At 53.2% G+C, this 22,088-nt stretch carries 18 protein-coding genes; 7 read left to right on the top strand and 11 right to left on the bottom strand.

Annotation, left to right across the window (positions count from 1 at the left end; translation table 11 throughout):
- Window positions 1-2 precede the first annotated feature (2 nt).
- Complete coding sequence (gene mutL, locus ACO0LL_RS25415) at window positions 3-1,925, bottom strand: DNA mismatch repair endonuclease MutL (RefSeq protein ID WP_422953601.1); 1,923 nt, start codon at window positions 1,923-1,925, stop codon at window positions 3-5.
- Window positions 1,926-2,019: 94 nt separating this feature from the next.
- On the opposite strand from mutL, the gene ACO0LL_RS25410 reads away from it, so the two are divergent.
- Window positions 2,020-2,673 carry a DedA family protein gene (locus ACO0LL_RS25410; RefSeq protein WP_422953600.1) on the top strand — a complete coding sequence of 218 codons (654 nt, stop codon included), beginning with the start codon at window positions 2,020-2,022 and terminating at the stop codon, window positions 2,671-2,673.
- Between the two features lie 33 nt (window positions 2,674-2,706).
- On the opposite strand, the gene ACO0LL_RS25405 is transcribed toward ACO0LL_RS25410, so the two are convergent.
- The 3 genes from ACO0LL_RS25405 to ACO0LL_RS25395 all read right to left on the bottom strand — a co-directional run bounded on the left by ACO0LL_RS25405 (window position 2,707) and on the right by ACO0LL_RS25395 (window position 4,884).
- Window positions 2,707-2,865 carry a hypothetical protein gene (locus tag ACO0LL_RS25405; protein ID WP_422953599.1) on the bottom strand — a complete coding sequence of 53 codons (159 nt, stop codon included), beginning with the start codon at window positions 2,863-2,865 and terminating at the stop codon, window positions 2,707-2,709.
- Between the two features lie 635 nt (window positions 2,866-3,500).
- Window positions 3,501-4,160: a hypothetical protein gene (locus tag ACO0LL_RS25400; RefSeq protein WP_422953598.1), complete on the bottom strand. Its 660-nt coding sequence runs from the start codon at window positions 4,158-4,160 to the stop codon at window positions 3,501-3,503.
- A 100-nt stretch (window positions 4,161-4,260) separates the two neighbouring features.
- Entirely contained in the window at window positions 4,261-4,884 is a 624-nt protein-coding gene (locus ACO0LL_RS25395) for a LysE family translocator (protein WP_422953597.1), read from the bottom strand.
- 111 nt (window positions 4,885-4,995) lie between these two features.
- Between ACO0LL_RS25395 and ACO0LL_RS25390 the strand changes: the two genes are divergently transcribed.
- Entirely contained in the window at window positions 4,996-6,321 is a 1,326-nt protein-coding gene (locus ACO0LL_RS25390; protein ID WP_422953596.1) for a PLP-dependent aminotransferase family protein, read from the top strand.
- Between the two features lie 34 nt (window positions 6,322-6,355).
- Here ACO0LL_RS25390 and ACO0LL_RS25385 read toward each other — a convergent pair whose 3' ends face one another.
- The gene (locus tag ACO0LL_RS25385) at window positions 6,356-7,780 is read right to left on the bottom strand and encodes an N-acetylmuramoyl-L-alanine amidase (RefSeq protein ID WP_422953595.1); all 1,425 of its coding nucleotides are present in this window, start codon (window positions 7,778-7,780) and stop codon (window positions 6,356-6,358) included.
- On the bottom strand, window positions 7,744-8,229 hold the full coding sequence (gene tsaE, locus ACO0LL_RS25380; RefSeq protein WP_422953594.1) for a tRNA (adenosine(37)-N6)-threonylcarbamoyltransferase complex ATPase subunit type 1 TsaE: 486 nt from the start codon (window positions 8,227-8,229) through the stop codon (window positions 7,744-7,746). The genes ACO0LL_RS25385 and tsaE overlap by 37 nt, the downstream gene beginning before the upstream one ends.
- Window positions 8,230-8,308: 79 nt before the next feature.
- Here tsaE and queG point away from each other — a divergent pair, with 79 nt between their 5' ends.
- From queG to ACO0LL_RS25360, 4 genes are all read left to right on the top strand, one after another.
- Complete coding sequence (queG, locus tag ACO0LL_RS25375) at window positions 8,309-9,394, top strand: tRNA epoxyqueuosine(34) reductase QueG (protein ID WP_422953593.1); 1,086 nt, start codon at window positions 8,309-8,311, stop codon at window positions 9,392-9,394.
- A 679-nt stretch (window positions 9,395-10,073) separates the two neighbouring features.
- Complete coding sequence (locus tag ACO0LL_RS25370) at window positions 10,074-11,993, top strand: TonB-dependent receptor plug domain-containing protein (protein WP_422953591.1); 1,920 nt, start codon at window positions 10,074-10,076, stop codon at window positions 11,991-11,993.
- Window positions 11,994-12,002: 9 nt separating this feature from the next.
- A complete protein-coding gene (locus ACO0LL_RS25365; protein ID WP_422953590.1) occupies window positions 12,003-12,635 on the top strand; it encodes a YfiR family protein in 633 nt (210 codons plus the stop codon).
- On the top strand, window positions 12,632-14,548 hold the full coding sequence (locus tag ACO0LL_RS25360; protein ID WP_422953589.1) for an ATP-binding protein: 1,917 nt from the start codon (window positions 12,632-12,634) through the stop codon (window positions 14,546-14,548). The genes ACO0LL_RS25365 and ACO0LL_RS25360 overlap by 4 nt, the downstream gene beginning before the upstream one ends.
- Window positions 14,549-14,569: 21 nt before the next feature.
- Here the strand turns inward: ACO0LL_RS25360 and ACO0LL_RS25355 are convergent, their stop codons facing one another.
- The 5 genes from ACO0LL_RS25355 to ACO0LL_RS25335 form a co-directional block, all read right to left on the bottom strand.
- A complete protein-coding gene (locus ACO0LL_RS25355) occupies window positions 14,570-15,460 on the bottom strand; it encodes an AEC family transporter (protein ID WP_422953588.1) in 891 nt (296 codons plus the stop codon).
- A gap of 31 nt (window positions 15,461-15,491) precedes the next feature.
- Window positions 15,492-16,082 (bottom strand): response regulator transcription factor, encoded by a 591-nt coding sequence (locus ACO0LL_RS25350; protein WP_422953587.1) that lies wholly within the window; start codon window positions 16,080-16,082, stop codon window positions 15,492-15,494.
- A 41-nt stretch (window positions 16,083-16,123) separates the two neighbouring features.
- On the bottom strand, window positions 16,124-18,112 hold the full coding sequence (locus tag ACO0LL_RS25345) for a sensor histidine kinase (protein WP_422953586.1): 1,989 nt from the start codon (window positions 18,110-18,112) through the stop codon (window positions 16,124-16,126).
- A 156-nt stretch (window positions 18,113-18,268) separates the two neighbouring features.
- Window positions 18,269-19,558 (bottom strand): TRAP transporter large permease, encoded by a 1,290-nt coding sequence (locus ACO0LL_RS25340; protein ID WP_422953642.1) that lies wholly within the window; start codon window positions 19,556-19,558, stop codon window positions 18,269-18,271.
- 98 nt (window positions 19,559-19,656) lie between these two features.
- Complete coding sequence (locus tag ACO0LL_RS25335; RefSeq protein ID WP_422953585.1) at window positions 19,657-20,304, bottom strand: TRAP transporter small permease; 648 nt, start codon at window positions 20,302-20,304, stop codon at window positions 19,657-19,659.
- Window positions 20,305-20,844: 540 nt separating this feature from the next.
- On the opposite strand from ACO0LL_RS25335, the gene ACO0LL_RS25330 reads away from it, so the two are divergent.
- Window positions 20,845-21,849 carry a TRAP transporter substrate-binding protein gene (locus ACO0LL_RS25330; RefSeq protein ID WP_422953584.1) on the top strand — a complete coding sequence of 335 codons (1,005 nt, stop codon included), beginning with the start codon at window positions 20,845-20,847 and terminating at the stop codon, window positions 21,847-21,849.
- Window positions 21,850-22,088 lie beyond the last annotated feature (239 nt).

Genomic DNA, 22,088 nt, shown 5'->3' with positions numbered 1-22,088 from the left:
CATCATTGACCACGCAAGAACATCTTGTCGAGATCATTCAAACCCAGTTGCACCCAGGTCGGGCGGCCATGGTTGCACTGGTCTGAGCGTTCTGTATGTTCCATCTGGCGCAGCAGTGCATTCATTTCTGGCACGGTCAGGCTGCGGTTGGCGCGCACGGCGGTGTGGCAGGCCAGGGTGCCGAGTAATTCATTGCGCCTGTCTATCAAGACGCGCGAGCCACCAAATTCACGCACTTCACGCAAGACATCACGTGCCAGTGACTGGGCATCGGCATTCTTCAAGAGAGCTGGCACGGCACGTACGGCCAGCGTAGTCGGTGAGATGGCCGCCATGTCAAAGCCGAGTGCCTTGAGTGTTTCCTGATGTTCTTCTACCGTGCCAACTTCTACGCCATCGGCAAAGAAGGTGACAGGGATCAGCATGGGTTGCACCGGCATGCTGTTTTCATCAAGGGCATTTTTTAATTGTTCGTAGAGTATGCGTTCATGGGCGGCATGCATATCGACCAATACCAGACCCTTACTGTTTTGTGCCAGCACATACACGCCATGCAATTGGGCGAGGGCGAAACCTAAGGGATAGTCATCATCTGGCAGGCTGTTGGCGACCTGATTGGTGGGTGCATAGCTGGCACCTGCCTCGTTGACGCCAGCATTGGCATTGGGGCGGAAGAAGGCGCCATAGCTTTCCATGCTTTGGGTGACGCCGCCATTGGGCTGTGGGCGATAAGGGTTTTGGTAGGCATTGCCGTAGCCGCCTCCACCAGTATTACCTCCACCACTACCACCACCAGCATAGGGCGATGGATTGGCAAACTGCGCTGCAAAGGTGGTTTGCTCACCGGCTATCCATGGTGTGCTGCCATTTGCAGGTGCAGCGATGCCAGAGCCAGCAGACATGGGGCCCGGTACAGTGCCAAACGCCGTCGCCGATGTTTGCGCCAGGGCGCGGCTGACCGCATGGAAGACAAACTGATGCACAGAGCGGCTATCGCGGAAGCGTACTTCTATCTTCGATGGGTGTACGTTCACATCGACCAGTGCCGGGTCCAGGTCCAGCCCAAGTACATAGGATGGATAACGGTCACCATGCAACACGTCCTGATAAGCAGCGCGCACGGCATGCGTCAGCAGCTTGTCGCGCACGAAGCGGCCATTGACGTAAAAGAACTGCGCATCGGCCCGGGCCTTGGATGCGGTGGGCAGGCCGACAAAGCCATGTATGCGCAAGGGGCCAGCACTTTCATCGAGAGACAGGCGGGCATTCGAGAAGGCATCCCCTAAAATCTGCGCACTGCGTTTGTCGATGGCGCTGACATTCCAGTGATCGACTGCCTTGCCATTGTGGCTCAGTGAGAATGAGACATCGGGTCTGGCCAGCGCAATACGGCGCACGATCTCGGCGCAGTGGCCAAACTCTGTCTGCTCAGACTTTAAAAACTTGCGCCTGGCCGGGGTGTTGTAATACAGGTCTTGCACATCCACCGTCGTGCCTTGTGCGCCGGATGCGGGTGAGACCTTGCCGTTTTCTATCTGCCAGGCATGGGGTGCATCGGCGGTGCGGGTGGTCAGCGTCAGCAGCGATACCGAGGCGATGGAGGCCAAAGCCTCGCCACGAAAGCCCAGGGTGGCGACATGTTCAAGCTCATCGAGGCTGGCGATCTTGGAGGTGGCATGGCGGGCCACGGCCAGAGTCAACTGGTCTGGCGGTATGCCGCGGCCATTGTCGGTGATGGCAATGCGCTTGACGCCGCCTTCTTCCAGACGGATGACGACATTGCTGGCACCGGCATCAAGGGCGTTTTCCAGCACTTCCTTGACAACGGCAGAGGGCCTTTCCACGACTTCGCCTGCGGCGATCTGGGAAATCAGGTTGTCGGGCAGGGCCAGGATGGGGCGATGGGTAGCAGGGTTCGAATTCATGCCATGATTATACCTGTCAGGCGTCGCAGACATTGCCGTCTGGTGTATGATTGCGGCGGCTTTATGTACAGACTATCTAGACCCTGGGACAATAATGGATTTTATGCAACTCCTCGACATCATTTTACATGTCGATAAAATGCTGGGCACTTTCGTTACGGAGTATGGCGCACTGGTGTATGTCATTTTGTTTGCCATCGTATTTTGTGAAACGGCCTTTGTTGTTTTCCCTTTCTTGCCTGGGGATTCACTGCTCTTCATCGCCGGCGCGCTGTGCGCTGCGCCTGATTCGCCCATCAATGTCTGGGTGCTGATCGCCTTGCTGGTGATAGCGTCTATCACAGGTAACTCTATCAATTACTGGATAGGCAGCCTGATCGGCCACAAGGTCATGGAAAAAGATTTCCGCTGGATAGACCGCAGCGCCTTGATGAAAACGCATATGTTTTATGAAAAACATGGCGGCAAGACAGTGGTGCTGGCACGCTTTATCCCTCTGGTGCGTACCTTTGCCCCGTTTGTGGCAGGTTTTTCCGAGATGACGCACAAGACTTTCCAGCTCTACAATGTACTCGGTGCTTTTTTATGGGTATTCAGCGTGGTGCTTGCTGGTTATTATTTTGGTAACATACCTATTCTGCGTGACCATTTGAATACGGTAGTCCTCGTCGGTGTCGGCGCGGCGGTTGTACCTGTCGTGCTGGGTGGCCTGTGGAGACTCTTCAGGGGCAAGCGCAAACCTTCTTGAAAGCGGGTCTTTATCTTGAAGCCCAGGCAGACTTCATCCACGGTTATCTGGCTGCATGCCAGTGCACCAGTCAAACCTGACCTGGGTCAGACCTGTAACGGTTGTGGAGTGTGCTGTGCGGCTGAACCTTGCCCTGTGGCGCGGGTGTTCTTGTTGCAATTTCGCGGCAGTTGCCAGGCGCTGGAATGGCATGCCGATGTGCAGCAATACCGTTGTGGGATGTTAGTCCAGCCTGCGAGTTATGTGCGTTTTCTGCCTTATGCATGGCAAAGCTGGTTTGCCCGGCGAGTGAGGCGGTGGGTAGCAGCGGGGACGGCTTGTGATTCGGATGCTAGTGTGGGGGAGTAGGTTTTGGTGAGGTTTTTGCAAAAGTTCTTGTTTCTTTAATGTCGGATGATATGCTGCGATTGATTGCAATTTTCGTAGGTTGGGCCGGGCCTCGCGAGGCTACGCCTCATCAGCCCAACACTGATCCTTACAAACGTATACGTTATTTAAACGCCGAGTGTTGGGCTGGTAAATCGTAGCCCAACCTACGCGCCGTTTTTGAGTTGGCATGTGAATACCGTCTCCCCACCTACCTGAATATCACCGGCAAAATACTCGCGCAAAACAGGGCTGCGGCGATATTGCACACAACCAGTTTGCGGGGCGCACTTAAATCTGGCTTCAAATGATTGTAATTTCGTAGGTTGGGCAACGCTTTATCTGCCCAACACTCGGCTTTAAATTACTTATACGTTTGTTAAGGCCCAGTGTTGGGCTGATACCCCGTAGCCCAACCTACGCTCCGTTTTTGAGTTGGCATGTGAATACCGCCTCCCCACCTACCTGAATATCACCGGCAAAATACTCGCGCAAAACAGGGCTGCGGCGATATTGCACACGACCAGTTTGCGGGGCGCGCTTAAATCTGGTTTCAAATCATCTGTCCGCATTTTTTCTTCCAGGGCTTTGGCTATTTTTTCTGCGGTTTCTTCGCGGCTGCCTGAGCCAGCAGCGGGGTTACTTTCCAATACCCGGCCTATCACAGAAATAAAATCAAACTTTTGCAGCAGCGAGCTAAAGACCAGCTTGTTGACGGCGGATTGCTCTCCCATTTTATTGAGTTGTTCGCTGATTTTTTCATGGATGGCCGCACTGGTGCTGCCAGCACTATGGGCCTTGTCCAGCAGTTGCGGGTAGCTGTCGGTCAGTTTGCCAACGACGAACTGGCTCAGGTCAGTACCATGGCGCTCAGCCAGAAAGTGCAGGGCAGCGGCGACACCCTGCTTTTTACCCACGAAGAAATACAGAATGGGTGCCAGCAAGGTCGTCACGCAAAGCAATAATAATGGCAAGCCGCTGTGGCCCCTGCCAGCCCAGCTGGTAAACAACAATAATAAAACCATGTTCAAGAACACCCCGAAGGCTGTGTAACCGATGAGGCGGGAAGTGATCTTTACGCCAGCCAGGGCGCTTACATTCAAGATGGTTTTGATTGCCATAGGGGCGGATATTTCCTGTAAGGGGGAATTTTCCCCATGGGTTGGTCTATGGCGGTAAATCATAGCATACAGATAACAGCGCTCTTGAAAAGCCGTGTCGTTAGCGCGTCATCAATAACAGACGCAGGGCCAGCAAGGACAGCACTGCCGCCAGTATGCGTGCCTGCAATTTGGCGACTTTGGCATGGCGCATCAGGGCCTGGCGTATCACATGGCCAAAACTGCTTAGCAGGGTATGAAAGACAGTGCTGATGATGGTCAGCGTTAGCCCTAATAGCACTAATTGCTGGGTGACCAAACCTGCCTGGGTATCGACAAATTGCGGCAAGAACACCATGAAAAATAACAAGGCCTTGGGGTTAAGCAGGCAGTTCAGGCAGGAGCGGGCAAATACCGTGCGCAGCGGCACGGTCTTATCCGCAGCTTGTGCTGCCGAAGCAGGATGACGCAAAGCCTTGTAAGCCATCCATAGCAAATACACCGCGCCCGCATAGCGTATCAAGTCAAACGATGGTGGCCATGCGGTGATGATGGCTGTGATCCCGCAGGCAGTCAGCAGCGTCAGGATAATGTCTGCCGCAGCTATGCCCAGGGCGGCAGCAACCCCGCCACGCACACCATATTGCATGCCGCAAGTCATGACAAAGGCCATGTTCGGGCCCGGTGAACAAAGCAACAGCAGGACTGCAATGCTGAAGGTGGCGAGGGTACTCAAACTGATCATGACGGCGTCCTGGTGTTTGCTGAAAAGATGCAGGCAGTGTAGTCTTTTGACCTGATACAGTAAAAAAATTGTTCTAGATACTCTCTGGTTGTTATTTTATATCGCTATCTTATGGCCCTGGCTCGTTACAAATCTATCGTTGATGATTATGCTACCCGCATACGCAGTGGCAAATTGCGCCCTGGCGCGCAGTTACCAACCCTGCGCAAACTCATGCAGGAACATGGCATTGCCCTGGCTACAGCCTCACGCGTTTATACCGAACTGGAAACGCATGGCCTGGTGGCTTGTGAGATGGGGCGTGGCACTTTTGTACGCGATACCAGCCTGCCGCGTGGCTTGGGGCTGGAGCAGCAGACTTTGCAATCTGGTGCGGTGGATCTGATTTTTAATTATCCCTGTCTGCCAGGGCAGGATGAGATGCTACGCGAAGGCTTGCGCTCAATCGCCAGTTCCGGCGACCTCGATGCTTTATTGCATGCTGCACCCCAAGGTGGCCGTCCACATGAACGGCAAATCATTGCCCGGCATCTGCGCAACCGTGGTTTGCGCCTGCCTGCTGAGCAAGTACTCATCGTTAATGGTGCGCAGCAGGCACTGGCGGTGACCGTGCAGGCTTTGCTGGCACCGGGTGATATTATGGTCATGGACGCGCTGACTTTCCCCGGCATGAAAACCCTCGCGCAATCAGCCCGGCTGGATGTAGAAGCCTTGCCGCTGGCAGAAGGTAAATTGAACTTGCCAGCCCTCGCTGCGCTGTGCAAACGACGGCCTGTGCGTGCCGTGTATGCCATGCCCACCATACATAATCCCATGGGTACGGTCATGACAGAGACAGAGCGCCAGCAACTCGCGCAACTGGCGCAAAAGCATCAATTTTTGATCATAGAAGATGGGGCATATGCCTTTCTGGCAGAACCTGCACCCAAGCCAGTGTTTACTTATGCGCCTGAACAGACGGTGTATATTTCCGGCCTGTCAAAAAGCGTTGCGTCGGGTTTGCGCATAGGCATGCTGGCTGCGCCGCCAGCGTTGATACCTGCGCTGGAAACAGCGATACGTGTCACCTCAGGTAACACACCCTCTTTGATGATCGCCCTGGCTTGCCTGTGGATAGAAGCAGGTGTAGTCGATGAGCTGGAAATAAGAAAGCGTAAGGATGCCAGACAGCGTCAACGGCTGGCACGCACAATTTTGCAGAGCTGCGATGTGAGGTCGCATCCCTCATCTTATTATGCCTGGCTGAGTCTGGGCGAAGGTGTGCGGGCAGAGCAGATCACCGCAGAGCTGGCGAAACGAGGCGTCATGGTCAGTACCGCAGATGCTTTTTCTGCAGGAGCAAGTACACCACAAGCCTTGCGGCTGGCACTGGGTTCGATACCGCTTGATGCGCTGGCAAATGCGCTGCATAAAGTGCAAAAACTATGCAGCTATTAAATGCCCGTACAGCATATCAGGCACATCAAGCACATCAGGTCATGCGGTTTTTAGCCAGCGGCGGGTTCTTGGAAAAATATTTCTTGATACCCTTCATGACCGCATCTGCCAGTTGATCCTGGTAGGCATTATCGGTCAGCTTGGCTTCTTCTTCCGGGTTGGAGATGAAGGCGGTTTCTATCAAGATGCTGGGAATGTCGGGTGCTTTCAATACCGCAAAGCCAGCCTGTTCAACTGAGCCCTTGTGCAGCCTGTTGATGCCGCTGATCTCACTGAGCACGACCTTGCCCAGCTTCAGGCTGTCATTGATTTGTGCCGTGGTCGATAAATCGAGCAAGACGCTGGCCAACTGTTTGTCATGGGTCTTGATATTGACGCCACCAATCAGATCAGCTGCATTTTCTTTATCTGCCAGCCAGCGGGCGGCGGTCGAGCTGGCACCTTTTTCTGACAGGATAAACACCGATGAGCCGCGTGCGCTGGAATTGACAAAGGCATCTGCATGCACGGACATGAACAAGTCTGCCTGCACGGCACGGGCTTTTTGCACCCTGACATTCAGCGGAACAAAATAATCAGAGTCACGGGTCAGCATGACGCGCATATTTGGATGTTGCTCTATTTTGGCCTTGAGGCGCTTGGCAATCGCCAGCACCACATCTTTTTCACGGCTGCCGCCACGACCTATGGCACCCGGGTCTTCACCGCCATGGCCAGGGTCGATGGCGATGGTGATCATGCGTGTCAGTTGTACCGGTTTTTCCTGTTTCTCTATGGCAGGCGCACCGGGTTTGATTTCTGGCTGGGGATCGAGCTTGACTTCTGGCTTGGGCTCTACCTTGGGCTCGCTCTTGCCTGCCAATATATCTGCCGGGTTGGCGGTCGCCACCGGTGCCTGGGTGATGGCACCTGGTTCCTTGTTCCATTCCCCTTTTTCTATCAATGCTGCCAGAGGGTCGGTGGGGTTGGACGGGTAAAGGTCGAATACCAGCCTGTGCTTGTAATTGCCTACCGGTGGCAGGGTAAATACCTGCGGGCTGACTTCTTCTTTGAGATCGAACACCAGGCGCACGACGTTGGGGCGGTTCTGGCCCACGCGTACCTGCTTGATGTAGGGGTCATTCGACTTGATCTTGGCGACCAGTTCCTTGAGCTTGGCATTCAGCTCCAGGCCCTCGATATCGACAAACAGGCGATATGGGTCTTTCAGTACGAAGTGATTGGTTTTGAGCTCGCTGTCATTTTCCAGCGTGACGCGGGTATAGTCTTCTGCTGGCCAGACGCGCACGGCCAATATCTGTGCCGCCCTGGCAGCAGGTGCCAGGACAGAGAGCAGCAGGGTACCGCCTGCCTTGAGCAGGACGCGGCGTTTTTGGGAGCGCGCTGTATCAGTACCAGACGTACTTTCAGGCTTTCCAGCGTTTATAGATTCGGGGCGAACTTGAGTGATGCGAGACATGCGATACCTTTAGCAGACAACGCGTGCAATTCTACCTCACGACCGTCACCGGCGACGCGCAAAAATACATTCAAATCGGGTTCTGGCAGCACGCCATCGGCTTTTTCTGGCCATTCAACGACGCAGATATTGCTGTCATTAAACTCTTCCCTGAAGCCTGCCTCGGCAAATTCATCTGCACTGATCATGCGATACAGGTCAAAATGCATGATGGTGACAGCCTGGCCCTTGATGCTGACCTGGTAAGGTTCGGCCAAGGTATAGGTAGGGCTTTTGACGTTGCCGCTATGGCCTGCGGCATGGATCATGGCGCGGGTCAGGGCGGTCTTGCCTGCACCGAGGTCGCCATGCAAAAAGATGCTCATGCCCGGCGTCAGCGCATGTGCCAGGCATTTACCCAGTGCCTGGGTTGCTGCTTCATCGGCGAGTGTGGTCTTATAATGTGACATTTCCTGCAAAGTTCCTATTCATGAATCTGCCTAACATAGCACAACACCCTCAATCTGTGTACTACAGAGGGGCAGGCGCGTGAGTCTGGACAGCACAGCCCTGGCCGACCTGGCGGGGCAAATACGCCTGTGGGGCAAGGAGCTGGGCTTTGCCGAGCTGCGCATAGGTGACGTCGATCTGTCGCATATAGAAGGCAGCTTCCAGGCGTGGCTGGACGCTGGTTACCACGGCGAAATGGCCTACATGGCTAGCCATGGTACTAAACGTACCCGTCCCGCAGAGCTGGTACCAGGCACGGTCAGGGTGATTTCTGCCCGCATGAACTATTTGCCCAAGACAGAAAGCTGGCGTGCCGAAGAGCAGGGGCAGGCCGCTGACAAAGCCGTGATCTCCCTGTATGCACGTGGCCGCGACTACCACAAAGTCTTGCGCACCCGCCTGCAGCAACTGGCTGAACGCATAGAAAAAGCCATAGGCCCGTTCGGTTACCGGGTCTTTACCGATTCTGCCCCCGTCATGGAAGTGGCGCTGGCAGCCAAGGCTGGCCTGGGCTGGCGCGGAAAACACAGTCTGTTACTCAGTCGCGAGGCGGGTTCAATGTTCTTTCTGGGGGAAATCCTGATCGACATTCCCTTGCCAGTCGATGAACCAGTCGGCCAGCACTGCGGCCAGTGCAGCGCTTGTATGGATGTCTGCCCGACCAAGGCCATTGTTGCGCCATACACTGTCGATGCGCGCTTGTGCGTGTCTTACCTGACCATTGAATTGCACGGCAGCATACCGGTGGAATTGCGCCCTCTGATAGGTAACCGGGTATATGGCTGCGATGATTGCCAACTGGTCTGCCCCTGGAATAAATTTGCCCAGGCTGCGGCTGTTGACGATTTTTCTGTCCGCAATGGTCTCGACAATGCCCGCATGGTGCACTTGTTCGCCTGGACGGAAGAACAATTCCTGCGCATGCTGGAGGGGAGCCCTATACGGCGTATAGGGCATGAGCGCTGGTTGCGGAATATTGCGGTTGGCTTGGGGAATGCGGCTACTGCCATGCGTGGTGATGCTGAGATTGTTTCGGCTTTGCAGGCGCGCTTGCTACATCCTTCTGAGATGGTGAGGGAGCATGTGGTTTGGGCTTTGGGGAGGCATGGTGTGGAGGCGGTTTAGTTCTTCGGATTCCGTGAGTTCATCGAATGCCGATTGATAAGCCGTATCCTTCATTTCGTCGCTCCTGCGCAGACAGGAGCCTAGTGACGTTCGTTGTTTTGCCGTACTTTGATTAAAGCGATTGCCCTTCGTGGATACAAGCCGGGTCTCGGCCCGGCAGCCGAAATTCTTTCTTTGCGTCGCCAAAGAAAGAATTCAAAGAAAGGCGACCCAGGCGTAGCCGCCCCTGCGGGGTGCCCATTTGTGCAGTACAAAAAATGGGAAATGCCCGAAACTCGCTGCCCTTGCAGGGCGCACAATCGCTTGCAAGCGATTGCCGTTACGCAGGCGTGCAGCATGCTGCACGAAACCCCTGCTACACCTCAAACACGGGCATTTCTTAATCCATTTTCTGTACAACACAAATGGCGGCTACACATGGGAACTGCGGAAAGTCAAACGCTACGTCAAAGTCAAACGCAACAGCAACATCAACCCCAAAGTCAAAACCAACAGCAACGCGACCTGTATGCAATTGGATCACCAATTTGTTGCTTCCTCACCCTAAGTGGCATAGCTAACTGTTTTCTGCGACAATCAGCCCTTATCATGCTGGTAATGGTTTGGCCTTGATGCTTTTCATACTGCGTCGGCCTCAAGGCAGCAGGTGTTCCTTAAATATATCCACAGACAGCTTATCATGCTCCAAAAACGCATTCATGCAGCTGTATGTTCAGCGCTCCTGTTATTGTTATGCCCTGTCAGTGCCCTCGCGCTTGACGGGGATGGTGAATTGCCTGGGCTTTCGCTGGAGCAATTGAGCGAAGTTGTCATCACGTCTTTGTCGCGCCAGGAAGAGAAGCTGGGTAATGCGGCAGCTTCCATCTATATCATTAATGCGGCTGACATTGCCCGCAGCGGTGCGCGTAGCTTGCCAGAGGCTTTGCGGCTGGCGCCAAATTTGCAGGTGTCGCGGGTGGATGCGCGCAATTATGCGATTACGGCGCGTGGCTTTAACAGTGCGTTTGAAAACAAGCTGCTGGTGCTGATCGATGGGCGCAGTATTTATTCACCGCTGTTTTCGGGCGTTTTCTGGGATGCCCAGGATGTGCTGATGGCGGATATTGAGCGCATAGAGGTCATCAGTGGCCCCGGTGCGACTATCTATGGCGCGAATGCGGTGAATGGTGTCATCAGCATCATTACCAAGTCTGCCAAAGATACCCAGGATGGTGTCATCGGCTTTGTCGGTGGCAGCAAAGACCGGGTTGGTGGTTTTCGCTATGGTGGGGAACTGTTCAGCAATGGTCATTACCGGGTCTATGCCAAGGCCACTGAGGTGAATGATACTTATACTGCGACGGGCGAGAATACCCATACAGGTTTTCGTCGCTTGCAAGCGGGTTTCCGGTCTGACTGGCTGATCCGCAATTATGGCGTGGCACTGTCTGGAGATGCCTATTCTGGTGAACTGGGGCAGACGGGCACAGCAAATATTCGCATCAGTGGCGCCAATCTGACGGGCGCGCTCAATAGTAAACTTGGTGATGGTTCTGACTTGCACTTGGGTTTGATATTTGACCATACCGAACGTAATCAGCCGAATGCCTTTGCCGAGCGTTTGGGTACGGTGGATTTGCAGATGCAACATAATCTGCATTTTGGTGATGATCACCGTTTTTCCTGGGGCGGTGGTTACCGCTATTCGAGTGACCGAGTCACTAATGGCCCGGCTTTTGGTTTTTTGCCTGGTGACCTGAGCATGCATTGGGCCAATTTGTTTGCCCAGGATGAAATTGCCATCAACAAGCAATTCAAGCTTACCCTGGGGCTGAAGGCCGAACATAATAACTATACTGGTTGGGAACAATTACCGAATATGCGTCTGGCCTGGATGCCAGAGCAGTCGAAACTGATATGGACCAGCCTGTCGCGTACGGTGCGCGCACCTTCGCGTATAGACCGCGATTTTTATTCACCAACCAATCCACAAGTGGTGAATGGCATTCCGCAGTTTGGTATCGCAGGCGGGCCCAATTTCCAGTCTGAAGTGGCAAAGGTTCTTGAAATCGGTTATCGCTCACAACTTGATAGTGGCTTTTCTTATTCCATGACAGCGTTTGCCAGCCACTACGATAATTTACGTACGCTGGAGCCTCAGGCTAGCGGCGGTGCTTTATTCCAGAACATGGGTGAGGGCCGCACCAAAGGGCTGGAGGCATGGTGGCGCTGGCAACCAGTCGGTAAATGGCGACTCTCAGGCGGCATGGTCGTGCAAAGTGTCACGACGCAATTGCGTGCAGGCAGCAAAGATTCCAGCGGCACCAGCGGGCTGGCAAACAATGATCCCGGCCGTCACTGGACCTTGCGTTCATCTTCTGATCTGTCGGGAAATCAGCAGCTCGATATATCCTTGCGCTATAACTCGGATCTGACAAATCCTGCTGTGCCCGCTTATTACGAAATGGATGCGCAATGGTCATGGCGTGTGCGGCCAGATATTGATGTTGCTCTTATAGGACAAAACCTTTTGCATGCATCTCACCCGGAGTTTGGTGGCATTGCGGGCAGAAGTGTATTTGAGCGTAGCGTGCTGTTAAAAATTGCCAAACGTTTTTAGTCAGCCCATATGACTGACATTCATTTTCAACATACCGATTCGGGTCAGGCTCCGGTTCCTGTCGGCCAGAGCTACCACGCCCTGCTGACGCCATTATTCTGGCGTTTGCTGGCATGCCTGTTATTGTCATTTTTGGTGATATGTACTGCGTGGTCAGTCAGGGCAGAAGTGCCGCAGGAACGCAATATCAAGGCAGCCTTTATTGCAAAATTCATCGGCTATATTGACTTTCCGGTGGCAGAAGCTGGCAGTGCTGAAATGCACCTGGTTATAGGTGTGCTGGGTGCCGACGATGTGGCGGCTGACCTGACACGACAGGTCACTGGCCGCAGCATCAATGGACGCACCGTGACAGTTAAAACCATCGCGCCACGTGAGAAATTGGATGGCCTGCACATACTGTTCATTGGTGTCGCTGAATCTGATTCAGCTGAAAAACCCTTGCGGAATGCCGCTGCTCTGGGCATCTTGTCTATTACAGAATTTGATAGCGGCATGCGGCTTGGCAGTGTGATCAATTTTCGCATGGTCGATGACAGAGTACGTTTTGAAGTCTCTTTGCCCGCAGCTGAAAAAGCCGGCCTGAAACTCAGTTCCCGTTTGCTGTCGGTTGCTTACCTTGTACAAAAAGCGGCACCATGAAAACAGCGATAGAAACCAAGAGCGTCAGGGGCAAACTGATATTGATGGCGATGATCACCACCATGGTGGCGGTGCTGGTGGCTTCTGCCGCCATGCTGATTTATGACCTGATCTCTTTCCAGCGCTCATGGATCAATGATCTTTCTACCCAGGCAGAAATTGTTGGCAAGGCCGTGGCGCCGGCGCTGAGCTTTAATGACAGTGCTGCCGCTGAACACAATCTGGGCATGTTGAGTGCCAGGCCGCAAATTCTGGTGGGGGCGATCTACGATGCCAATGGCAAGCGATTTGCCGGCTACATGCAGGCAGACCTGGGTTCGCCCGCCTACCCTGACACACCGGGTGCGCCGGGTTATACGATAGACGGCAGTGAATTGCATGTCTATTACCGGGTGATTGAAAACGGTGAATTTCTTGGCACAGTTTATATCCGTGAAATTTATCCCTTGTTTGAGCGTATCAAGAGTTACAGCATGATCCTGGTTTCGGTCATGCTGATCAGCCTGCTGCTGGCCGGCATCGTCGCTTCGCGTTTGCAGGTGGCGATTACCAGGCCTTTGGGCGCGATTACTGATGTTGCGCGGCAAGTCATGTATCACCGTGATTTTTCTTTGCGTGTGGAACGCCGCGATGGCGGTGAAATCGGTACCCTGGTTGGCGCATTCAATGACATGCTGATTGAACTTGGCCGCCGTGCCGATGCACTGGAAGCGACCAATGCCCGCCTGGAACAAGAAGTGCGCATACGCGAATCGGCAGAAGAAGCCCTGTTGCAGGCCGACCGTCGCAAGGATGAATTTCTGGCGACACTGGCGCATGAATTACGTAATCCGCTGGCACCGATACGCACTGGCCTCGACATCTTGCGGATGAAGGAAGGCGACAAGGCCGCATCAGCCAAAGCACGCGATATCATGGAAAGACAACTGGTGCAGATGGTGCGCCTGGTCGATGATCTCATGGATGTCTCACGCATCAATACTGGCAAGCTGGCGATACAGGTGGCACCCGTGCCGCTGCATGTCATCATCAATAATGCGGTTGAGATTGCGCGACCGCTGATCGATAAATTTGCCCATCAGTTTGAGGTGCAGTTACCTGTGCAGACAGTGATGATCGCGGGTGATGTGACGCGGCTGGCGCAAATCGTTTCCAACCTCCTCAACAATGCCGTCAAATATACGCCGCAAGGCGGGCAGATCAGGCTGACCGCTGCGCTGGATGGCAAGAATGTTGAGATACGCATCAAGGACAACGGCATAGGTATCGCATTGCACATGCAGGAAAGTATTTTCGACATGTTCAGCCAGGCTGATTCGTCGATAGAACGTTCGAACGCAGGGCTGGGAGTAGGCTTGTCACTGGCGCGCCGCCTGGCAGAATTACATGGTGGCAGTATTATTGCCCGTAGTGCCGGGATGGGGGAAGGTAGTGAATTTATCTTGCGCCTGCCAGCGCTGGTCAATCTGCTTGCGGATGAGCAGCAGATCGCAGACAGGCAGGCAGCCGATGCAAAATACCGGATTTTCCTGGTGGATGACAATGTGGATTTCGTCAAGGGATTTGGCGAGTTGCTGGAGTTGATAGGCCACACCACCCAGATCAGTCATGATGGGGCAGAAGCGCTGAGTATGGCGGCGGCTTTCCGCCCGGATTTTGCTTTTCTTGATATCGGCCTGCCTCACCTGAATGGTTATGATCTGGTGCGAGGCTTGCGCCTTATGCCTGAACTGAAAAACACGGTGATGGTAGCAATCACAGGATGGGGCCAGGAAAAAGACCGGCAACTGGCACTGGATGCCGGTTTTGATGCACACTCGGTCAAGCCGGTCAGTTTTGATCAGATCAATGCGATATTGTCCGACCCTGCGCATCAGCGTGGCAGCGGCGGCATTGCTGCTCCACAGGAGTAAGCCAGACTTGCAGTTACCGCGTCAACGCACCAAACTCAACCACACCGGCAAAGTCAGCACAGACAACACCGTGCTGGCAGAAATCAGAAATGCCACAAACGGCCCGTTACCACCCATGCGTGCCGCCAGTACATAGGCACTGGATGCCGTAGGCAGTGCGCAGAAGACGACGGCGATCTGCAATTGCAGTGGTGGCAGTTCCAGCCAGCGGCCAAGGAAGAGGGCGATCAGGGGCAGGGCCAGCAGCTTCACCGATAAAAAGTAGGTAGCGATGCCCTTGGCTTCGCGCAAACCGGACAAACGCATGCCAGCGCCAACGGCCAGTAAGCCCAATGCAATCGAGGCATTGCCCAGGCGTGACAAGGTGGCGGCTATGCCTTCAGGCATGGGTATCTCCAGCACACTGAACAAGACACCGCTGGCGGTACCAACGACCAGCGGATTACTGGCGATTTCTTTCATGAGCCTGCCGCTATTGTGTGCCAGCGCATACACCGCGCCCATATTACAGAGCGGTACAAGAAAGCCGATCAATAAGGCCATCAGTGCTGTACCTTCATCACCTGCGAGACGTGAGGCAATCGCCAACGCGATATAGGAATTAAAGCGAAATGCGGTTTGCACACCCGATTCAAATATCCTGGGCGCTGTGGTAAACATGAACCTGGCCAGCCAGCCCAGCAGCATGCCACAGGCGGTAGTGATGACAGCAACCTGTAGCAAATGCCCGGTCGAGTGAAAATCAAAACGGGTGCGCGAGGTGGTGTAAAACAGCAGCGCCGGGAACATGATGAAATAAACGATCTTTTCCACCCCGGCCCAAAAATGTCCACCCCAGTGCGCATGACGAGCCAGCAGAAAACCGATCAGTATCAGGCTGAAGTCGGGGAAGAGCAGGGTGAAGATAGACATCGGCTTTACTTCAATTTTTTACTTCAATTATTTACTTCAGCAAGCCCGCCAGTTCTACCGCAGTCTTGACCTGCATCTTGTCAAAGATATGGGCGCGGTGTACTTCTACCGTGCGCATGCTGATGCCCAACTGGTCGGCGATGACCTTGTTCATTTTGCCGAGCAGGATCAGGTCCAGTACTTCTTTTTCCCGGGCAGACAGGCTGGCTAAGCGGTCATGCACCAATGCCGCAGAACCTGCCTGGCGCGAGATGGCCAGGGCTTCTTGCACCCTGTCCATGAGCTTGTTGTCATTGAAGGGTTTTTCAAAAAAATCAAAGGCACCGCGCTTCAGTGTATCTACTGCCATCGGTACATCGCCATGACCAGTCAGGAAAATCACGGGAAGGCGTTTGGTCAATTGCCGCGCTGCCAGCATTTCAAACAGGTTGATGCCGGTCAGGCCGGGCATGCGCACATCCAGCAGGATGCAGTCGCCCTGGCTGTCAAAAATCAGTGGTTTGTCGAGGGCAACCAGGAATTTTTCTGCGCTTTCATAGCTGTGTGCGGCAATTTGCCTGGACCTGGCCAGCCAGGATAAAGAGTCGCGTATGACCTCTTCATCGTCAATAATATGTAGCATGGTATCTCCCGTTTTTTGTATGGCGCATTATGTATTTTTTGTTAACTTGATGCGCTCGGATAGTCTTGTATAGGTATAGCGAATTGGAAAATAGTACCACCGGCAGGGTTTTCATGATGTGAGAGCTTGCCGCCGTGGAATTCTATGGCAGTGCGGCAAATGTTTAAACCCATGCCCATGCCGGCAGACTTGGTGGTAAAAAATGGTGAAAACAGTTTCTCGGCCACTTCTGCCGGTATGCCGTGGCCGCGGTCGGTCACGCTGACGATCACTTGCTGGCTGCCCTCATCCAGCGCCGCTTCTACCCGCAGTATGCGTTTTTCTGGTGCCGTGGTTTGCATGGCTTCGATGGCATTCCTGGTCAGGTTCAGCAAGACTTGCTCCAGCAAGACCCGGTCTGCCAGCACCAGTGGCAGTTTTGGCCTGACCTTCCATTGCAGGGCGACATGGCTGGCCTGCGCCTGCAGCTCCACCAACGGCATGGCACTTTGTATGAGGTCGGCAATTTGCAGGGGCTCGCGGGCAGCTTCGCGTTTTTTTACAAACTCGTGCACGCTGCGTATGATCTGGCCTGCACGCTGGGCCTGGGCATTGACTTTTTCGAGCGCACTCTGGAACAGGCTACGGTCTATCATGCCTGCCTGCAAAAGGTTGACTGCACCTGTGGTGTAACTTGATATAGCTGCCAATGGCTGGTTCAGTTCATGCGCCAGCATCGAGGCAATTTCACCCATGGTCGCCAGTTTGGCACTGGTATGCAATTTCTCTTCCTGCTGACGGGTCAGTTCCTGGGCGCGCCTGAGCTCAGAGATATCGAGGATGGAACTCATCCAGCCAGCCTGTTTACCCTGTTCATCGATGAGGGCAGATTCATAAATCAGCACCGGGATGCGCTCACCGCTGGCATGCTGGTAGGTCGTCTCGAAACCTTCGGACGGCACGGTACCAGCCAGTAACTGGGTAAAGCGCTGCTGGTATTCTTCTATGGCTTCCGGTGCCCAGTAAGGCATGGGTGGCACCTTGCCTATGATTTCTTCTGCCGGGAAACCCACCATGCGGCAAAAAGCCGGATTCACATACGTCAGGCGGCCTTCCATATCACGCGCACGCAGACCGGTGACCAGGGAGTTTTCCATGGCGGCGCGGAAGGTGACCTGCTTGCGCAGCGCCCCCTCTGCGGCCAGTCTGCGGTTGATATCGCGCCACAGGGCCAGCAGGCTCCAGATCAACCCTATCGATAACAGGATGACCGACAATACCAGCAGGTTCGACAAAAGCTTGGGCTCAGTCTTGATGCTGTTCGTGCGCAAGACCAGGGTCAGGCTGGGTAATTCCCAGGCGCGGCTGTGGGTATACACGTTTTTGCCGCTGCCACCGGCACTGCGTTCCGCCAGGATACGGTCGTCAATGTCGGTGATGGTGATCTGGTTATCCTGGGCAAACCACCAGGGCACCAGCTCTTCCAAAATGGCATTCATGCGGTAACTGATCATGATGCTGCCTACCCGGTGATCGTCTTTGATCAGAGGGATCTGGCAATGCATGAGATAGGCATTCTTGGCATTGATTTCCAAAACGGGTTTCATGCACACCGTTTCTTCGCTGACATCAAGTTCGCCAAATTCAAACTTGGGCAGGGGCACTCTGTCATTAGTTGCCGGTATGACTTCGCGGGTATCAACCAATAATTTATTGCTGGCGTCATACCAGGCGATACGCTGGATTTCACGGTTGTTCTTGAGTATGGTGCGAAAGCGCTCCAGCACGGCATCTTTTTGCAGCTTGGCCGATTTGATCTCATTACCGACCTGGCGCAAGACTTCGTCATTGCGGTTGAGCTGGAATTGTATGGCCTGTTCCACCCATAGCGAGTCGGCAATCAGTTGTTCCTGACGCTCATTGGCCTCCATGCGCTGCGCCTGCCACGGTAACCAGATCAGCGTAGACAAGAATAACAGCAGCAGCAAAATAGGAATAATCCAGCGCCACTTTTGATTGGGCCAGGATTGGGAGCGTTGGATGCTTTTCATAAAAAACGAGTTTATCGCAGCCTGATCATTGCTGACAGGGGTAATTTGTGCATGCGCAAGCTTTTCAGCTCATGATACCCGACAGGCTGTATCGACGTTTGTAAAACAAAAGGCCAGAAATATGTCTATTTCTGGCCCTTCGCTTGCTTGCCTTGCTTACATCATACCCATGGCCCGTGGCAGCCATAAGGAGAGGCCCGGCCAATACGTGACAATCACGAGGAAGACCAGCATCGTGCACAACCACGGCATGACGGCAACAGTCAGCTCGGTAATGCTCATTTTTGAAATGCCGCTGGCGACGTACAGGTTCAGGCCCACTGGTGGGTGGCAAAGGCCGACTTCCATGTTCGCATCGATCAGGATACCGAAATGGACGGAATCTATGCCCAGGCGCATCGCAGCCGGATGCAGAATAGGTGCCATGACCAGGATGATGGACGATGGTTCCATGACATTACCAGCCAGCAGCAGCAGGATATTGGTAAAGAACAGGAAGCCAGCACGGCCCAGTTCTTTGCCGAGTATCCAGTCAGCCATTAGCTGGGGAATATTCTCATGCGCCATCAGGAAGGAAAACAGCACGGCATTGGTAATGATGTACAACAGCATGGCTGACAGCGCGGCTGAATTGACCAGTACTTTGGGGGTATTTGCTATCTTCATGTCCTTATAAACAAAGACCGAGATGAAGAAGGCATATACCGCACTCATGGCCGCTGCTTCTGTCGCAGTGAAGATGCCGCTATAGATACCGCCGATGATGATGACGACCAGCAGCAGACCCCAGATACTTTCACGGAATGCCTTCCAGCGCTCGCCCCAGGTTGCCCGTTTCATGCGCGGGTAACCATTTTTCCTGGCCAGGAACCAGGTCGTTGCACACAGCATGGCTGTCAGCAACATGCCTGGGAACAAACCTGCGACGAACAAGGCGCCAATCGAGGTATTGGTAGAAATCGCGTAAATCACCTTGGGAATCGATGGCAACATCAAAATACCCAGGGAGCCTGCCGTAATGATGACGCCTGCGCCGAACTGCTTAGGATAACCCTGCTTGACCATGGCAGGCAAGATGATGGAGCCAATCGCCACCACGGTTGCCACGCTGGAGCCGCATACCAGCGCAAACATGGCGCAGGAAATAATACCTGCCAGCGCCAGGCCACCATGCCAGTGACCGACCATGCTGGTAGCGAAATTGATCATGCGCTTGGCGACACCGCCATGCGTGAGGAAGTTACCTGCCAGGATAAAGAAAGGGATCGCCATGATCTCGAACTTTTCTATACCGGTGAACAGTTTCAGCGCCACGGCTTCGATCGGTACCTGGGTCAGCAGGTACATGAACATCAGCACCGTCAGACCCAAGGCAATCGAGACCGGGATGCCGGTCAGCATCAGCGCAATCAGTAAGGCGAAGACAATACCGATCTTGCCGACCATGCACATGGCACCAAGCGCCAGGACTATGCCACACAAGACTATCGTGGCACGCTGTTTAGACATCTGTTTGATGCCCAGTGTATCAATGGCTGCGCTCATTATGCACCTCCTTTCGCGGCTGCTGTGGCTGTTGCTGGTTGCAATTGGATTTCATTTTCTTCATCACTCAAGCCCTCTACATGGGCATGATCATGTACCGGCAATTTACCAGTGCGATTGAAGATAAGTGCAACCTGAATAAAACGGAAACACATTAAATAAGAACCCATCCAGACTGCGGAATAGACTATCCAGGTAGGCCATTCCAGATCAGGGGTAGTCGGACCTTCAGTGAGTTCGCCTACAGACAGGCCCAGAGTGTGGAAAATGGCATAGTGCATGCCGTTTTCCCAGACAAAGGTCAGGCCCAGTGTGCCAATGATGCCGGTAAAGATCATGCCGCATACCAGTGCCGTATACACTGTGGCATTGCGCCATTCTGCCGGCAGGCGGGTCACCAGCACATCGACGCCTACGTGTACGCCTGCACGTACGCCATAGGCCGCACCAAACTTGGCCATCCAGACGAACATGATGATGCACAGTTCTTGTGCCCAACTGAAGTGCAGTGACAATAACCAGTCCTGCACGACAGGGATGTTGAAGCCGGTACCGTAGCGGTGAAGAACGGAAATGAAGATGATGAACGTTGCACCACCCATGAGGGCAGCGATAATCCACTCTTCCAGATGATCGAGAAATTTCATGACAGGATCCCTATTGGAAAAATTAACGCGATGTTGAAAAGACAGGCAGTATGTTTTTTTATGCCTATGCCTTGCTGATATGCCTTACCTATGTAGCTTGGTAATAAGATCTGATTGCGCGTCTTGGTGCTGATCAAGGACAGATACAATCTCGTAGCGCATTGTGACGCGCCAGGCTGCAGTCGTCACCAGCTACAAATTTGTATTCTGTATCGATGCCACAAGTCAGGACGACCAGTGGGCTTCAGCAAGCTAATGTGGATTTTTGATTCATAGAGTCCCCGTATTGTAAAAATTAATTTTTATTTTGTTTCTCATTCTCAGGTAGCACTGCAACTGCGGCAACTGTGGTTTTCCACATTGTGTTCATGAATAGATTGAGTGCAAGTATAGTAATTTTTTTGCTGAAATGGCTGGCTTAGTCGTATTTCTGTCAGTTAGTTGCCGGACTTGTGGTTTTCCACAGTTGGCAGATAATGCTGGCATTGCAATAATCTGTGCAAGAATAGATACAATCCATAAAAACGTCCGGAGACAAATATGAAACTGAAGTCAGTGCTGTTTTCCCTGTTGGCCGCATCCCTCGTCAGTGGTGCCGCATTTGCGCAAGCACCTATCGTCATTAAATTCAGTCATGTGGTTTCCAACGATACGCCTAAAGGTAAAGCTGCCGAGCGTTTCAAGGAATTGGCAGAAAAAGCCACCAAGGGTCGCGTTAAGGTAGAGATTTACGCTAACAGCACCCTGTACAAAGACAAGGAAGAACTGGAAGCCCTGCAATTAGGTGCAGTGCAGATGCTGGCACCTTCCCTTGCCAAATTTGGTCCGCTGGGCGTCAAAGAATTTGAAGTATTTGATCTGCCTTATATTTTCCCTTCCAAAGACGTCCTGTACGCCGTGACAGAAGGCGCAATTGGCAAAGACCTCATGAAGAAGCTGGAGCCCAAGGGCATCATCGGCCTGGGCTTCTGGGACAATGGTTTCAAGGTCATGTCTGCCAACAAACCCATGCATTTGCCAGCCGACATGAAGGGGCAAAAGCTGCGCATACAATCATCTAAAGTACTGGATGCACAAATGCGCGCTTTGGGTGCGAATCCTCAGGTGCTGGCATTCTCTGAAGTTTATCAAGCCTTGCAAACCGGCGTAGTAGATGGCACCGAGAACCCGCCATCCAATCTGTATACGCAAAAAATGCATGAAGTGCAAAAGCATGTCACCGTAACCAATCACGGTTATCTTGGCTATGCTGTCATCGTCAATAAAAAATTCTGGGATGGTTTGCCAGCAGACATACGTGCCCAGCTTGATGAAGCGATGAAATCGGCCACCAAGTATGCCAATGCGATTGCCCAGCAAGAAAATGACAATGCACTGGAAGCGGTCAAAAAATCTGGCAAGACAACAGTCTACGTACTGACTGACAAAGAAAAAGCAGAATGGCGCAAAGCGCTGTTGCCAGTGCAAAAAGAAATGGAAGGACGCATAGGTAAAGACCTGATTGCCAATGTCAATAAAGAAGGCGTTAAGTTGGGCTTTAAGTAAGTAGCTAATTGGGTAATCAAGTAGTTACCTGGACTTCTGAAATCTGTCAAAAACCACTATGACACGGTCATGGTGGTTTTTTTATTTGGATGTGCGTACCGTGCAGCAATTTCTAAATAAATAAGGTAATCCCCCGGCTCTGCCGGGGGACTCCTCAAGGTTTGACCTATACGGCGGTCGGTTTGAAACTTCTATCTCTACCAAAAGAAGGAGTTTCAAGATGAAAGAGTATCAAAGTT

The organism is Undibacterium sp. TC4M20W, assembly GCF_049340245.1.
Lineage (GTDB): Bacteria > Pseudomonadota > Gammaproteobacteria > Burkholderiales > Burkholderiaceae_D > Undibacterium.
Note: the sequence above shows the minus strand (reverse complement) of the source record. Positions and strands in the feature narration are given on the sequence as shown.